Source organism: Pseudomonas sp. 9AZ, assembly GCF_902506525.1.
GTDB classification, from domain to species: Bacteria; Pseudomonadota; Gammaproteobacteria; order Pseudomonadales; family Pseudomonadaceae; genus Aquipseudomonas; species Aquipseudomonas peli.
In genome coordinates this window covers 3,923,325-3,935,975 of the sequence record NZ_LR733840.1, presented here as the reverse complement: position 1 = coordinate 3,935,975, position 12,651 = coordinate 3,923,325, and the positions used below count along the sequence as shown (strand labels likewise).

Here is a 12,651-nt window from a genome sequence, read left to right as displayed (position 1 = left end):
CTCGGCAGGGTTATTCGGCGTCGTCTGGCAGATCACTGTTGTCGCCGCTGACAGCGGCAAAACACTTGATCAGGTGCACGCCGGCCGTGCCGCTGATGCGCCAGGCGTCGGCCTCACCATCAAAACGTGCGGCGATTACCTGGGCCAGGTTGAAATGCCATTTGCGCAGGGCTCGACCGTCCATGCATTCGATGCTCAGCAGCGGCGCATCGTCAGTGGGCGTGGTGCCGGCATGATGTTGAGCCAGTTGATCGTCGTTGAGGCTGAACTGCCAGGCATGCAGCTCGTCGATTTCCAGCATATCGGCGCCGCTCAGGGCGCTGATCAGGTCGTGCGGGGTGGTGCTCATAGGTCGATGGCTTCTTGTCGTTAGCGGCCGAGACGGCGCAGTTGGTCTGATTCGATCACGCGGGTGCCGGCATCCTCTTCCAGCGCCAAGCGCCACAGCGCGCGGGCCAGTACGGTGGCTTCAATGCCACGGTACTTGCCCGGTAACCAGCGCATAAAGGGCGCGGCCAGTCGCTCGCCAAGGCGAAACTCTTGGCGGGCGCCCAGCAGTAACGAAGGGCGGACGATGGTCAACTGCGGCCAGCCTTGCGCGCGCAGGGCTTGCTCCATTTGGCCTTTGACCTTGTTGTAGAACACGGTGGAGTTGGCATCTGCACCGAGGGCGCTGATCACCAGCAGGTGACGTGCGCCGAGGGCGCGTGCGCGTTCGGCGAAGGCGAGCACCAGGTCATGGTCGACCGCACGAAAAGCCTCTTGCGAGCCAGCCTGTTTAATCGTGGTGCCCAGGCAGCAGAAGGCGGTATCGACCTTGCCGCTCAGTTCCGGCAGCAAGGTCAGCAGTTCGCCTTGCGGGTTTTCCAGGTGTGCATGGGCTGCCAACGGGCGGCGGCTGGGGGCCAGTACGCGGGCGACGGTGGGCTCGTTCAGCAGGCGATCCAGCAGGTGTTCGCCGGTCAGTCCGGTGGCACCTGCGAGGAGGATGTGCTGGGGTGTTAAATACATAGTGTGAGGTTCTCCGCTGATATCAATCAGCTTATCAGGCCGTTGGTGGCGCGCATGGCTGTTAGCGGTTGACCGCAGATTGCGCCTCAAGTGCATTGTTCAGGGAGCGCTCGGCCTGTTGTTCGCGCAGCGTACGCCATTGTGCGAGCACCGCTTTGGCAGGCCAGATCTGTGGTTCGGAGGGTTCGAAACCGTCGGCTTTTTCGCGTTCGGCAACGCTGGCCTGGGCCAGCTTGAAGGCACGCTGCAGGTCGTCGGTTTGCTGCAGGGCTTCGGCGAACAACGCGCGGCCGAAGTAGGTGAAGTCGTTTTCTTCCGAGCAGCCGAAGGACACCCGGTCGGCCCGGGCTGCGGTGATCACCAGGGTCTTGTCATCCTGCAACTTTGGGATAAAACCACCGGAGTAGCAGGCCGAGATCACCAGCACCTTGTGCCGATCCTTAAGCGGTTCGAGCAGGGCTGCCAGCTCACTGGCCGGCAGGTCATCGAGCTGCATGCGTGGCTGGTCGAGGTTCAGCTCGTGTTGCGCTGAACCGTGACTGGTCAGGTAAATAAAGATCAGGTCTTCTTTGCCGCTGCGCTCTGCCAGGGCTTGAATGCTGCGGCTCAAGCTGGCGCTAGTGGCCAGGGGGCGATCGGTCAGGTGGTCACGGTGGTTGACCAAGGTGATCAGACCGTGGGCGGCGAAGCGTTCCTGCAGCAGGTTGCCGACATAATCGGCTTCGCGCATGAATACACTTTGCTTGCCGTCACCCGCCAGGGTCAGGGCATACAGCTCGATAGCCGGTGTTGAGGCAGGCAGCTTGGCGATGGCGGCATCAAGCAGGCGGCCTTGCTCCAGCACGCCGGTGGCCAGGGCGTCCGGTATGGCTTTGCCCTGGGCATCACGAATCAGTCGGCCGTTCTGCCAGGTGCCGCTTTGCTGGGTACCATCGGCCAGGGTCAGGCTGCCATTGCCCTGGTAGCTGCCGTAGGCGAAGTTGCCTTGATAGGCACTGCCGTCGGCCAGGTTTAGGTGACCTTCACCGTGGTAGCTCCAATCGTCGAACTGGCCTGCGTAATGGCTGCCGTCGCTGCCCTTGAATTCGCCTTTGCCGGTGAGGCTGCCGTTCACAAAGCGGCCACTCCAGACGTCGCCAGCGGCGCTTTGGTAGCGCCCCTTGCCGTGGAACTGGTTATGACGGAACTGGCCGCTGTACAGGTCGCCATCCGAATTCTTGAAGCTGCCCTGGCCGTTAAGTTGGCTGTTATCGAAGGTGCCGGTGTACACATTGCCTTCGGCGTCGGTGAGCACACCCTGGCCGTCGGGTTCGCCTTGTTGGAACTGGCCTTGGAAGCTGGCACCGTTACTCCATTGCAGTTTGCCCAGCCCGCTGTATTGGCCCTTGCTGAACTCACCGCGGTATTCCAATTGGCTGCTTTTTAGGTGACCTTCGCCACTGGGCCTGCCGTTGATAAAACCGCCCTCGTAACGGCTGCCATCGCTGTAGGTGAGGCTGCCTTGTCCGTGGAAGTCTCCGTTCTGAAACTCGCCACTGTAGAACTCGCCGTGCTTGCTGCGCCATTCGCCCGGGCCGTTGAACTGACCGTCCTTGAACAGCCCGTCGTAGTAACTGCCATCGCTGTAATCCAGGCGGCCAGGACCTTGCAACAGACCGTCGACAACTTCGCCACGGTAGCGGCCACCATCAGGCAGCACGGCATTGGGGGGCAGTAAGGGTTCGCCATCACCGCAAGCGGCCAACAACAGGGCGAGACTCAGAGGGGCCAGGCGGGCGAGCGTGCGCATGCAGAAAATCCAGGCTAGAAGGTCGATGCCGAGTATGCCTTAACACGCCCGGAGTGCCGTGATTGAGCGCACCGTCGGGCATTTAAAAATACAAAAGGCGCACCGCAGATGCAGGTGCGCCTTGATCCGGCGGTGGTAATCAGACGAAGCAGAGGGTCAGTGGCTCGGCGATGTAGGCGGGTTTTTCCGAGCCTTCAATCTCCAGTACCACTTTGGCCTTGAGCAGCCATTGGCCTGGGTTCTTCTCGGTGGCATCCGTCAGCGTCACCACCAGGCGGACTTTGGAGTTGACCTTCACCGGCTGGATAAAGCGCACGCTGTCCAGGCCATAGTTGACGGCCATCTTCAGCCCTTTAGGCATAATCATGATGCCTTCCATCAACTTGGGCACCAGTGACAGCGAGAGAAAACCGTGGGCGATGGTGGTGCCAAAGGGGGTGAGTTTGGCCTTTTCCGGGTCGACGTGGATGAACTGGTGATCACCCGTGCATTCGGCAAACTGGTTGATGCGTTCCTGGTCGATGGTCAGCCATTCGGAACGGCCGAGCTCTTTACCGATATAGCTGGGCAATTCAGCGGCGGGTACTGATGTCATGGTTTCTCCTTGAAGACGCAAGTGTTGTTTTTTTTGGGGCGTAAAATCCTTCTGCCCTAAGATCATCATGGGTTCGACGCAGGGTCAAGTGCCTATTGCGATGGGACAAGGTATGCCGTTGGCTCGTGCGCAACCGCTGTAAACCGGCCCTTGCCGGGTGCTTCTGCTTATAATGCGCGGCACTGCGTCTGGGATCATACGATTCGGAGATTACCCATCATGCTGCTACGCGGCCTTTCCTGGCTGGTGCTGTGCCAGTTGCTCGGCACTGCGCTGAATGTCCTGTTGATCCCGATTTTGCCGGGGCCAATCATCGGTATGTTGCTGTTGTTCGTCTTCCTGCTGCTGCGCGGAGAAGTCGGCGAGCCGCTGCACCTGGCCTCCACCAGCCTGCTGAAATACCTGCCGCTGCTGTTGGTACCACCAGCGGTGGGCGTAATGGCCTATGCCGAGGATATCTTTGCCGACTTCTGGGCGATTGCCGGTGCGCTGTTGCTGTCATTGCTGATCTCGATCGTGTTTGCCGGCTGGCTGATGCAGAAACTGATTGACCGCCAACAACGCCGGGAGGACGCATGAGTCTGGACTGGCACGCCGCCTGGCAGGCGTTGATCCATCACCCGCTATTTGGTGTAGGCATCACCCTTGGGGCCTATCAACTGGCGATTGCTGCCTATGAGAAAACCCGCTGGGTGTTTCTGCAGCCGGTGCTGCTGTCGATGCTTGCGGTAATCGGCATTCTTTTGGCCTGCGGCCTGACCTTTGCCGAATACAAAGACAGCGCCGCCGCGCTAACGCTGTTCCTCGGGCCAACCACGGTGGCGCTGGCGGTGCCGCTGTTCCTTAATCTGCGGCGTATTCGCCAGCTGTTCTGGCCGACCCTGATCACCTTGCTGGTGGCCGGCGTGGTCGCGACTGTATTGGGGATTACCCTGGCCTGGGTCTTCGGCGCCGAGCAGATCATGCTGATGAGCATGGCGCCCAAGTCGGTGACCTCACCGATTGCCATGCTGGTGGCCAATCAGATTGGCGGGATTGCTGCCCTGGCCGCGGTGTTTGTGATGATCACCGGGATCATCGGCGCCATCATCGGCCCGGCGCTACTTAAGCGCTGTGGCGTGCATCACCCGGCTGCACTGGGCATGGCCCTGGGCCTGACCGCGCATGCGGTTGGCACCGCCCGTGCGCTGCAGGAAGGTGAGGAGTGCGGCGCGTTTTCAGCCCTGGCGATGAGCCTGATGGGCGTATTCACGGCCGTGTTGCTGCCGCTGGCGATTCTGTTGTGGCTATAAGGAGGTGTGTGTGACCCTGCCGCTGTTTCCACTGAACACTGTGTTATTTCCCGGTTGCATGCTCGACTTGCAGATATTCGAAGCACGCTACCTGGACATGGTCAGCCGCTGCATGAAGCAAGGGCAGGGCTTTGGTGTGGTGTGCATCATTGATGGCGCCGAAGTGGGCGAGGCCGCAGGGCAATTCTCGGCGATCGGTTGCGAGGCGTTGATTCGCGATTTCGAGCAGCGGCCCAATGGCCTATTGGGGATTCGCGTCGAGGGTGGTCGGCGTTTTCGCGTGCAGCGCGCGCAGGTGCTGCCGGATCAGTTGACCCTGGGCGACGTCGAGTGGCTGGACGAGCAGCCGGAGCAGCCGCTGGAGGCTGAGCATGCGGATTTGGCAGCATTGCTCGGTGCGCTGAGCGCTCACCCGTTGGTGGCCTCACTGGGCATGGCGAGTGCGCCAGCGGGCCAGGAGGCCCTGGCCAATCAGCTGGCCTACCTGTTGCCGCTGGACGCCGAACAGAAGCTGCAACTGCTCGAAATGCCGGACGTGCAGCTGCGGCTAGAGCGGTTGCAGGCGTTGCTGGAGCTGCTGCAGGGCGGTCATCAGTAGCGATACAGCAGCAGGCCGGTGGACAGCTGCCAGGTGGCGATGCCGCCGAGCAGCGCCAGAATCGCCGGCAGCAATAGCCACCAGATTCTTGCCGTCAGAGCAGGCAGTGGTGCGCGCCATTGCACCAGCGCCAGGCTCAGGGCGCAGAAACAGCCCGCCAACATGGCCCCGGCGATGATGTCGCTGGGCCAATGCACCCCGAGGTAGACCCGAGAGAGGGCGATTGCCGCCGCCGGCAGGCTGGCCAGCAGCAGCCACGTCAGACGCATGCGTGGCGGTTGGCCGCGACCCGCGAGTATGCCGAGCAGCAGAAAGAAGGCAAAGGCCGCTGAGCTGTGGCCGCTGGGGAAGCTGAAACTGCCCAGTGGTTCCAGCAGTACATCTGGACGGCTTCGCGCAAACAGTGCTTTTAGCGCGCCATTCGCCAGGGCGGTGCCAAGCGTGGCGCCGATGGCCAGGCACAGGCTGCGCCACTGTCGGGTAGCCAGCAGAATCAGGCACAGCAGCACTGCCGCCGCCACTTGAGTGTGCAGGTCGCCGAGGTGGGTAATCAGCACCATAAGTGTATCGAGGTTGCTGCTGCGTTGTTCCTGCACCAGGGCCAGCAGGCCTTGATCAAAGTGGCTGAGCAGCGGCCAGCTGAACATCATGCTGACCAGCAGCACCAGGCAGGCGCCGGCCGCCAGCAGGCTAGCGTGGCGTTGCCCGCGCATGCTGCCTTGAATGCTCAGGCCGACCACGATGGCCACGCCTGCCGCTACGGCGCCGGCCTGTGGCCAGAACCCTTCTGGCAGCGGCAGGCGCAAGGCGGCACCCGTGGCCCAGCCCGGCAGCATGTAGGCTATGGCCCAGCCGGCGGCGGCCAGTAGGCTGACGGCGATAAAACGCGGGAGCGGCATGTTCAGCATGCCGGCGACCATCGGTAGCATCGGCCGCAGCGGGCCGATATAACGGCCGACCAACAGGCTGGCGACGCCGTAGCGCTGAAAATAAACCTCGGCCGCGCTCAGCCATTGGGGGTGGCTGCGCAACAACGGCAGGCGGCGAATATCCTGATGAAAATAGCGGCCGATACCATAGGACAGCGCGTCACCGAGCAAGCCGCCGAAGTAGGCCAATAGCAGGGTTTCCCACAGTGACAGCGCGCCGTTACCGGCCAGGACTGCCACGGTAAACAGCAGAATAGTGCCCGGCACGATGATGCCGGCAATGGCCAGGCATTCGACGCAGGCAATGACAAAGATCGCCAGGCCCAGCCATTCGGGGTTGGCGCTCAGCCACAGGGTTAGGGTGTCGAACCATTGGCTCATCGGTGGTCATCCGTGGGGGTTAGCAAGTAGTAGTCTTGGCCTGCCTGTTGGCCGCGCCGTATTGGGTTGCGCGTGCAGTAACGGGCAAAGGCAGCATCGACAAACCGGTACGGCAGCAGTTCATCCCGGCCGTGGGGAATGCCCAGGCGCGCGCATTGCACAACGTGTTGCGGGCGCTCGCCGAGGTCTTCGACAAACAGGCGCTGCTCATCGAAGGGCTGAGCATCCCAGTCCGGCACTTTCAGGCCCAGGGCCTTGCACAGCAGTGTCTGCCCTGCGCAAAGGGTTGCAGTGCTGCGTGGCTGGCCTTGGGCGTTGGGATTGTTTTCCTGCATTTGCATCAGTGCGTCTGCGCCGCTGTGGGCATCCTGCCAGGGGTAGGCAGATTTGATCAGTACCGCATTACCTGGGCCTTGGGCGCTGAAGTTCAGCGAGTCGCCGCCACGGGCGTAATACATATAGATATGTCCGCCTTCCATAAACAGTGCGCGGCGCTTGTGGGTATAGCCGAGCGAGGCATGGCTGCCTTTTTCGCTCAGGTAATAGGCCTCGGTTTCGATGATGCGCGCGCTTAGCCATTGCTCGCCGTGGCGATGGCGAATCACTTTACCGAGCAGCTCGCGGGCCAGTAGGCGCGCATCGCGGTCGAAGAAGCTCGCGGGCAATGCCCGGCCCCGGGGCCAGGGCAAACTAAGGTTGGGATCGGCTGACATGCGGTGTTGTGCTTAATCGGCAGGGCATAGGCTGGGATTGTTGCCGTATCAGGTGCTCAACAGCGCACCGTTTAAAGGCCTGCGATCATAACAATAAGAGTCTTAACCATGTCTGAACGTGCTCGCGTCAGCAGTGCCCATATCAGCCCCAGCGCCCACTACACCGGCTATATCTGGTATCGCCATCAGTTGGCCGATGCCGCCTTCGTGACGGGTTTCGGGCGGTTTGTGCATGGCTTACTCAGCCCGATTACCTGGGGCGCGCGGGTGGGGTTTGGGCTGGATATTGAGCAGTTTCTGCTGCAGCGGCACTTGCAGATCGACGCGCAGCTGACGGCGGCGATTGAGCAGGGCGGCGTGTGCCAGGTAGTGGAGATTGCCTGCGGCCTGTCGCCGCGCGGCCGGCGCTTTACCGCGCGTTACCCGCAGCTGCGCTATGTTGAGGCGGACCTACCGGTAATGGCTGCGCGCAAGCGCCTGCTGCTGAATGCGGAAGGCTGGCTGGGCAGTCAGCATCAGGTGCGTGCGGTAGATATCCTCGCCGAGGAGGGGGGTAAAAGTCTGGCGGCGCTGTTCGCCGAGCTGGATCACAGCAAGCCGGTGGTGGTCATCACCGAAGGCTTGGTGAACTACTTCGAGCTGGCGCTGATCGAGTCATTCTGGACGCGCCTGGCCGACCAGCTGCGGCAGTTCCCGCAGGCCACCTACCTGACCGAGCTGTACCCTGACCTACGCGAACACCCGCGTTACCGCCAGTTACGCTGGGGCGTCGACCTGATCGGGCGGCTGACCCGTGGCAATTACCCGCTGCATTACCGCAATGATCAGGCGATTGTGCAGGGCTTTCAGCGCTGCGGTTTCGGCACGGTCGAAGTCTTCGACCCGAGCCGCACGGCCCAGGCGCTTGGTCTGGCGCCATCGCGTAATGCCGGGCTGGTGCGGGTGATTGAGGCGCGGGTCTAAGAGTCTGTTTTGAGAACGGTATTGCCGGTGCTAAACAGCTCCGGAGCAGGCGCTAGGCACAGGCTGCTGCCGGCAGGGGCTGCCGTTGAAAGTGCGTGGCCAGCGCCTGGCTGGCGTGCTGATCGCTGTGCGGGAAGACAAAGGCCAGGCCGTTTTGATCATGGCGCAGTGCGAGTATGGGCTGTGCGGGCAGGTCTTTGCAGAGGAGCAGCCAACCGCGGCCGCTTACAACAGTCGGCAGGTTGCCCTGCAGTAAACCGCCGAAGAAGCCCAATTCACTGATGTCCACCCGCCATTCACCAATCTCGGTATGTTGCAGGCGCGCTTGGCGCTGGCTGGGCGGCAGGCGCGGCTCGTGGCGTTTTTCCAGCTGCAGCAGCTGCGGGTTGCTCAGTAGGCTGCTGCCCGGGCTGCGGCTCGGTAGGGCGTCGCCGCGCAGGAACGGGTTGTACAGGCTGGCGCAGGCGTCGCGCTGTTCAAACTGGGCCAGGTGGTCGGCATTGTGGATCAGTGCGCAACTCGCCTGGGCGCAGGCGGCGGCAAAGTGCGCGTGCTCCCAGGGTTGGGTGAAGTGGTCATATTCGCCGGCCAGCACCAGGGTCGGGCAGCTGGGGTGCGCGTGAAAGCCCTGGAAATCCAGCAGGCGCTGGCTGTTCTGCCGGTAGCGCTCGATATCGGCGGCTGGCAAGCGCTGGATCTGCCGCAGCAGTGCCTTACGAAATACCGGGGCAACGCCGGTCTGTTCCAGGCGCAAAGGGTTGAGCAGGCCGGTCAGCGCACCATGGGCAAAGGCCTCGCAGCGCCCTTCGGCCAGCAGCGCCAAGCCTTCTTGTAGCAACAGGCGCGCACCGGGGCGGCCGAACGCGGTGATCCCGGCCAGAAGCACGCGGGCGCAGCGCTCGGGGTGGCGGGCGGCGAACAGCGCGGCCAGGGCTGAGCCGTAGGACAGACCGATGGGCATCAGCAGCGGCAGGTCGAGTTCTTCGGCGAAGGCGGCGATCAGGTCAGCCAGCTGTTCCAGGCTCAGGTCGGGCACCAGTTGCAGGTTGCCGCCCTGGCTGGGCAGGTCGAGCAGGATCACCGGGTGCTCGCCGAGCAGCTCGCTGACTTCGGCTGCAAACGAGCGAAAGCTCTGGAATGCACCGCCCAACAGCAATACGGGCGGGCGAGTGTCGTGGCTGCGGCAGGCATAGGCCTGGTAGTGCAGGCGCAGGTCGCCGATATGCAGCACCTGTGGGGCTTCGTTAAGTTGTGCGGCGCAGTAGTCGGTACGGTAATGCATGCTGATCCCACCCCGGCGGTCGGCCGCCTGTCTTGCTTGTGATGGCAAGGTAAACATTCGGACGGTTTTTGTTTACCTAACCTTCGGGCGGCTGATGGTCCGTGATGTCACTGTTTCTTCCGGTGGCTTGCTGTGTGGGGCTTGGCGGCGTTACCGCGGGTTGTGGCGAACGCAGTGTCTACCGTCCGCCGCGCAGCGCTGGGCGTGGAGCGGCGCGACCGTTATACTCAGCGACTTTTTTCAACCGCCAGACCTGCCAAGACAATGACTGAGTCCGTGCTCGACTATATGACCCGCCTGGGACAGGCCGCCCGCAGCGCCTCGCGTGTGCTGGCGCGCGCCAGTACCGCGCAAAAGAATCGTGCCCTGCAGGCCGCCGCCGCCGCGCTGGATGCCGCGCGCAGCGATTTGACTGCCGCCAACGAGCTGGACCTGGCCGCCGCGCGCGCCAATGGCCTGGAGCCGGCCATGGTTGACCGTCTGGCGCTGACGCCGGCGGTGATCGACTCGATGATCGAAGGCCTGCGTCAGGTCGCCACGCTGCCCGATCCGATTGGCGAGATCCGCGATATGCGCTACCTGCCGTCGGGTATTCAGGTCGGCAAGATGCGCGTGCCGCTCGGCGTAATCGGCATCATCTATGAGTCGCGGCCGAACGTGACCATCGACGCCGCCAGCCTGTGCCTGAAGTCCGGTAACGCGACCATCCTGCGCGGTGGTTCCGAGGCCATTCATTCCAACCAGGCGATTGCTCGTTGCATTCAGCTCGGTCTGGCTGAAGCCGGTTTGCCCGCCAGCGCCGTGCAGGTGGTGGAAACCACGGATCGTGCTGCCGTTGGTGCGCTGATCACCATGCCGGAATTTGTTGACGTGATTGTGCCGCGTGGCGGCAAGGGCCTGATCGAGCGCATCAGCCGTGACGCCAAGGTGCCGGTGATCAAACATCTGGATGGCGTATGCCACGTCTATATCGACGTCGCCGCCGACCTCGACAAGGCGATTCGCGTTGCCGACAACGCCAAGACCCATCGCTACTCGCCGTGCAACGCCATGGAAACCCTGCTGGTGCATGCCGCCGTGGCTGACAAGGTGCTGCCGCCGCTGGCGGCGATCTACCGCGACAAAGGTGTTGAGCTGCGTGGCGACGCCGCGACCCGCGCGCTGCTAGGCAGTGACGTGCTGGAAGCGAGCGAAGACGACTGGTTTGCCGAATACAACGCGCCGATTCTGGCGATTCGCATCGTCGACTCGCTGGATGCGGCCATCGAACACATCAACCATTACGGCTCGCAGCACACCGACGCGATCATCACCGAGAACTTCAGTGATGCGCGGCGCTTCCTCACCGAAGTGGATTCCGCCTCGGTGATGGTCAACGCGTCGACCCGTTTCGCCGATGGTTTTGAATACGGCCTGGGCGCGGAGATCGGTATTTCCACCGACAAACTGCACGCCCGTGGCCCGGTCGGCCTGGATGGGCTGACCAGCGAGAAGTACGTGGTGTTTGGCGACGGACACATTCGTACCTGATGGCCAAGCGCAGCGGCGCCCGACGTACCGACGCCCGACGCATCGGTCTGCTAGGCGGCACCTTTAATCCGGTGCATATCGGCCATCTGCGCAGCGCTGTGGAAGTGGCCGATGCGCTGCAGCTCGATGAGTTGCGTCTGATCCCGAGCGCGCGGCCGCCGCACCGCAGCGCACCGGAGGTCAGTGCCGAGGATCGCCTGGCCATGGTCAGGTTGGCGGTAGCCGATGCCGGGGTGCTGCAGGTGGATGATCGCGAGCTGCAACGCGACAAACCGTCCTACAGCATTGACACCCTGGAGTCGTTGCGCAGTGAGTTGGCGGCTGATGATCAGCTGTTTCTGCTGCTGGGCTGGGATGCCTTCTGCGGTTTACCCAGTTGGCAGCGTTGGGATGAGTTGCTGCAGCACTGCCATATTCTGGTGCTGCAACGGCCGGATGCCGACAGTGAAGCGCCCGAGGCGCTGCGCAATCTGTTGGCGGCGCGCAGTGTGAGTGACCCTTCGGCCCTGAGTGGGCCGAGTGGGCAGATTGCTTTTATCTGGCAGACACCTCTGGCGGTGTCGGCTACCCAGATCCGTTCGCTACTGGCGAGCGGAAAGTCGGCACGTTTTCTGGTGCCTGACGCGGTACTGGCCTATATCCATGCCCACGGACTGTACCGTGGCGCGAATTGAACACGAGGCAAACGAGTTAGTTATGACAAACGCAAAAATGCAGAGCGAAGAGCTGGTCAAATTGGCCATCAGCGCTCTGGAAGAAATCAAGGCGCAGGACATCACCACCATCGACGTGCGCGGCAAGACCAGCATCACCGATTTCATGCTGATTGCCAGCGGCACCTCTAGCCGTCACGTTAAGTCGCTGGTCGACAACGTGCTGGAGAAAGTCAAGGAGCAGGGCGTACGCCCAATCGGCACTGAAGGCATGGATACCGGTGAGTGGGCACTGCTCGACCTCGGCGACATCGTGGTTCACGTGATGCTGCCGACAGCTCGCCAGTTCTATGACCTTGAGCGTCTGTGGCAAGGTGCTGAGCAGAGCCGTGCGCAGTTCAGCGCCGAGCCGGGCCCAGAGCAGGAATAAGGACGCGCAGCGGTGCGGATCAAACTGATCGCCGTCGGCTCGCGGATGCCACGCTGGGTGGAAGAGGGCTGGCAGGAATATGCCAAGCGCATGCCCAGCGAGCTGTCCCTGGAGCTGGTGGAAATTCCGCTGACCACGCGCGGCAAGAATGCCGATGTGGCGCGGATGATCCGCCAGGAAGGCGAGGCCATGCTGGCCAAGGTGCAGCCTGGGGAACGCATTGTCACCCTGGAAGTCGAAGGGCGACCCTGGAGCACCGAGCAGCTGGCGGTCGAACTCGACAAGTGGCGCCTTGATGCGCGCACCGTCAACCTGATGGTCGGCGGCCCGGAAGGGCTGGCACCTGAGGTGCAGGCGCGCAGTGAGCAGCGCTGGTCGTTGTCGCCGCTGACCCTGCCGCACCCCTTGGTGCGGATTCTGATCGGCGAACAGATGTATCGTGCCTGGACCGTGTTGTCCGGCCACCCTTACCACAAATAACTAGC

15 protein-coding genes are annotated in these 12,651 nt (G+C 62.6%); 8 read left to right on the top strand and 7 right to left on the bottom strand.

Annotated elements, in window-relative coordinates; translation table 11 throughout:
* Positions 1–10: 10 nt before the first annotated feature.
* The 4 genes from ALTER154_RS18315 to ALTER154_RS18300 form a co-directional block, all read right to left on the bottom strand.
* Complete coding sequence (locus ALTER154_RS18315) at positions 11–349, bottom strand: DUF5629 family protein (RefSeq protein ID WP_160089216.1); 339 nt, start codon at positions 347–349, stop codon at positions 11–13.
* A gap of 20 nt (positions 350–369) precedes the next feature.
* On the bottom strand, positions 370–1,011 hold the full coding sequence (locus tag ALTER154_RS18310; protein WP_090255629.1) for an oxidoreductase: 642 nt from the start codon (positions 1,009–1,011) through the stop codon (positions 370–372).
* Positions 1,012–1,072: 61 nt separating this feature from the next.
* Positions 1,073–2,800 carry a C13 family peptidase gene (locus ALTER154_RS18305; RefSeq protein ID WP_160089214.1) on the bottom strand — a complete coding sequence of 576 codons (1,728 nt, stop codon included), beginning with the start codon at positions 2,798–2,800 and terminating at the stop codon, positions 1,073–1,075.
* Positions 2,801–2,939: 139 nt separating this feature from the next.
* Positions 2,940–3,395, bottom strand: a complete 456-nt coding sequence (locus ALTER154_RS18300; RefSeq protein ID WP_160089212.1) for a MaoC family dehydratase — start codon at positions 3,393–3,395, stop codon at positions 2,940–2,942.
* A 219-nt stretch (positions 3,396–3,614) separates the two neighbouring features.
* Here ALTER154_RS18300 and ALTER154_RS18295 point away from each other — a divergent pair, with 219 nt between their 5' ends.
* Genes ALTER154_RS18295 through ALTER154_RS18285 form a run of 3 tightly spaced genes read left to right on the top strand, consistent with a single transcriptional unit; the run spans position 3,615 to position 5,285 of the window.
* Positions 3,615–3,974 carry a CidA/LrgA family protein gene (locus tag ALTER154_RS18295; RefSeq protein ID WP_160089210.1) on the top strand — a complete coding sequence of 120 codons (360 nt, stop codon included), beginning with the start codon at positions 3,615–3,617 and terminating at the stop codon, positions 3,972–3,974.
* Entirely contained in the window at positions 3,971–4,687 is a 717-nt protein-coding gene (locus tag ALTER154_RS18290) for an LrgB family protein (RefSeq protein WP_372239934.1), read from the top strand. The genes ALTER154_RS18295 and ALTER154_RS18290 overlap by 4 nt, the downstream gene beginning before the upstream one ends.
* 10 nt (positions 4,688–4,697) lie before the next feature.
* Positions 4,698–5,285 carry an LON peptidase substrate-binding domain-containing protein gene (locus ALTER154_RS18285; protein WP_160089208.1) on the top strand — a complete coding sequence of 196 codons (588 nt, stop codon included), beginning with the start codon at positions 4,698–4,700 and terminating at the stop codon, positions 5,283–5,285.
* Here the strand turns inward: ALTER154_RS18285 and ALTER154_RS18280 are convergent.
* Both ALTER154_RS18280 and ALTER154_RS18275 read right to left on the bottom strand, forming a co-directional pair.
* Positions 5,279–6,595, bottom strand: coding sequence for a bifunctional DedA family/phosphatase PAP2 family protein (locus tag ALTER154_RS18280; RefSeq protein WP_160089206.1), 1,317 nt, complete (start codon positions 6,593–6,595; stop codon positions 5,279–5,281). The genes ALTER154_RS18285 and ALTER154_RS18280 overlap by 7 nt on opposite strands.
* Positions 6,592–7,308 (bottom strand): DNA-3-methyladenine glycosylase, encoded by a 717-nt coding sequence (locus ALTER154_RS18275; RefSeq protein WP_160089204.1) that lies wholly within the window; start codon positions 7,306–7,308, stop codon positions 6,592–6,594. Before ALTER154_RS18275 ends, ALTER154_RS18280 begins: the two co-directional genes overlap by 4 nt.
* Before the next feature lie 108 nt (positions 7,309–7,416).
* On the opposite strand from ALTER154_RS18275, the gene ALTER154_RS18270 reads away from it, so the two are divergent.
* Entirely contained in the window at positions 7,417–8,271 is an 855-nt protein-coding gene (locus ALTER154_RS18270; protein WP_160089202.1) for a class I SAM-dependent methyltransferase, read from the top strand.
* Positions 8,272–8,323: 52 nt separating this feature from the next.
* On the opposite strand, the gene ALTER154_RS18265 is transcribed toward ALTER154_RS18270, so the two are convergent.
* Positions 8,324–9,553, bottom strand: coding sequence for an alpha/beta fold hydrolase (locus ALTER154_RS18265; RefSeq protein ID WP_160089200.1), 1,230 nt, complete (start codon positions 9,551–9,553; stop codon positions 8,324–8,326).
* A gap of 264 nt (positions 9,554–9,817) precedes the next feature.
* On the opposite strand from ALTER154_RS18265, the gene ALTER154_RS18260 reads away from it, so the two are divergent.
* The 4 genes from ALTER154_RS18260 to rlmH are packed head-to-tail and all read left to right on the top strand — an operon-like array spanning position 9,818 to position 12,646.
* Positions 9,818–11,083 carry a glutamate-5-semialdehyde dehydrogenase gene (locus ALTER154_RS18260; RefSeq protein ID WP_160089198.1) on the top strand — a complete coding sequence of 422 codons (1,266 nt, stop codon included), beginning with the start codon at positions 9,818–9,820 and terminating at the stop codon, positions 11,081–11,083.
* Positions 11,083–11,757 (top strand): nicotinate-nucleotide adenylyltransferase, encoded by a 675-nt coding sequence (nadD, locus tag ALTER154_RS18255; protein ID WP_160089196.1) that lies wholly within the window; start codon positions 11,083–11,085, stop codon positions 11,755–11,757. Before ALTER154_RS18260 ends, nadD begins: the two co-directional genes overlap by 1 nt.
* Positions 11,758–11,794: 37 nt before the next feature.
* Positions 11,795–12,166, top strand: coding sequence for a ribosome silencing factor (gene rsfS, locus ALTER154_RS18250; protein WP_160090215.1), 372 nt, complete (start codon positions 11,795–11,797; stop codon positions 12,164–12,166).
* A gap of 12 nt (positions 12,167–12,178) precedes the next feature.
* The gene (rlmH, locus tag ALTER154_RS18245; protein ID WP_160089194.1) at positions 12,179–12,646 is read left to right on the top strand and encodes a 23S rRNA (pseudouridine(1915)-N(3))-methyltransferase RlmH; all 468 of its coding nucleotides are present in this window, start codon (positions 12,179–12,181) and stop codon (positions 12,644–12,646) included.
* The last annotated feature ends 5 nt before the right edge of the window (positions 12,647–12,651 follow it).

What these genes read in the sequence shown, in the direction of transcription:
- ALTER154_RS18315 (WP_160089216.1), bottom strand. Translation starts at nt 349, where the DNA reads ATGAGCACCACCCCGCACGACCTGATCAGCGCCCTGAGCGGCGCCGAT.
- ALTER154_RS18310 (WP_090255629.1), bottom strand. Translation starts at nt 1,011, where the DNA reads ATGTATTTAACACCCCAGCACATCCTCCTCGCAGGTGCCACCGGACTG.
- ALTER154_RS18305 (WP_160089214.1), bottom strand. Translation starts at nt 2,800, where the DNA reads ATGCGCACGCTCGCCCGCCTGGCCCCTCTGAGTCTCGCCCTGTTGTTG.
- ALTER154_RS18300 (WP_160089212.1), bottom strand. Translation starts at nt 3,395, where the DNA reads ATGACATCAGTACCCGCCGCTGAATTGCCCAGCTATATCGGTAAAGAG.
- ALTER154_RS18295 (WP_160089210.1), top strand. Translation starts at nt 3,615, where the DNA reads ATGCTGCTACGCGGCCTTTCCTGGCTGGTGCTGTGCCAGTTGCTCGGC.
- ALTER154_RS18290 (WP_372239934.1), top strand. Translation starts at nt 3,971, where the DNA reads ATGAGTCTGGACTGGCACGCCGCCTGGCAGGCGTTGATCCATCACCCG.
- ALTER154_RS18280 (WP_160089206.1), bottom strand. Translation starts at nt 6,595, where the DNA reads ATGAGCCAATGGTTCGACACCCTAACCCTGTGGCTGAGCGCCAACCCC.
- ALTER154_RS18275 (WP_160089204.1), bottom strand. Translation starts at nt 7,308, where the DNA reads ATGTCAGCCGATCCCAACCTTAGTTTGCCCTGGCCCCGGGGCCGGGCA.
- ALTER154_RS18270 (WP_160089202.1), top strand. Translation starts at nt 7,417, where the DNA reads ATGTCTGAACGTGCTCGCGTCAGCAGTGCCCATATCAGCCCCAGCGCC.
- ALTER154_RS18265 (WP_160089200.1), bottom strand. Translation starts at nt 9,553, where the DNA reads ATGCATTACCGTACCGACTACTGCGCCGCACAACTTAACGAAGCCCCA.
- ALTER154_RS18260 (WP_160089198.1), top strand. Translation starts at nt 9,818, where the DNA reads ATGACTGAGTCCGTGCTCGACTATATGACCCGCCTGGGACAGGCCGCC.
- nadD (WP_160089196.1), top strand. Translation starts at nt 11,083, where the DNA reads ATGGCCAAGCGCAGCGGCGCCCGACGTACCGACGCCCGACGCATCGGT.
- rsfS (WP_160090215.1), top strand. Translation starts at nt 11,795, where the DNA reads ATGCAGAGCGAAGAGCTGGTCAAATTGGCCATCAGCGCTCTGGAAGAA.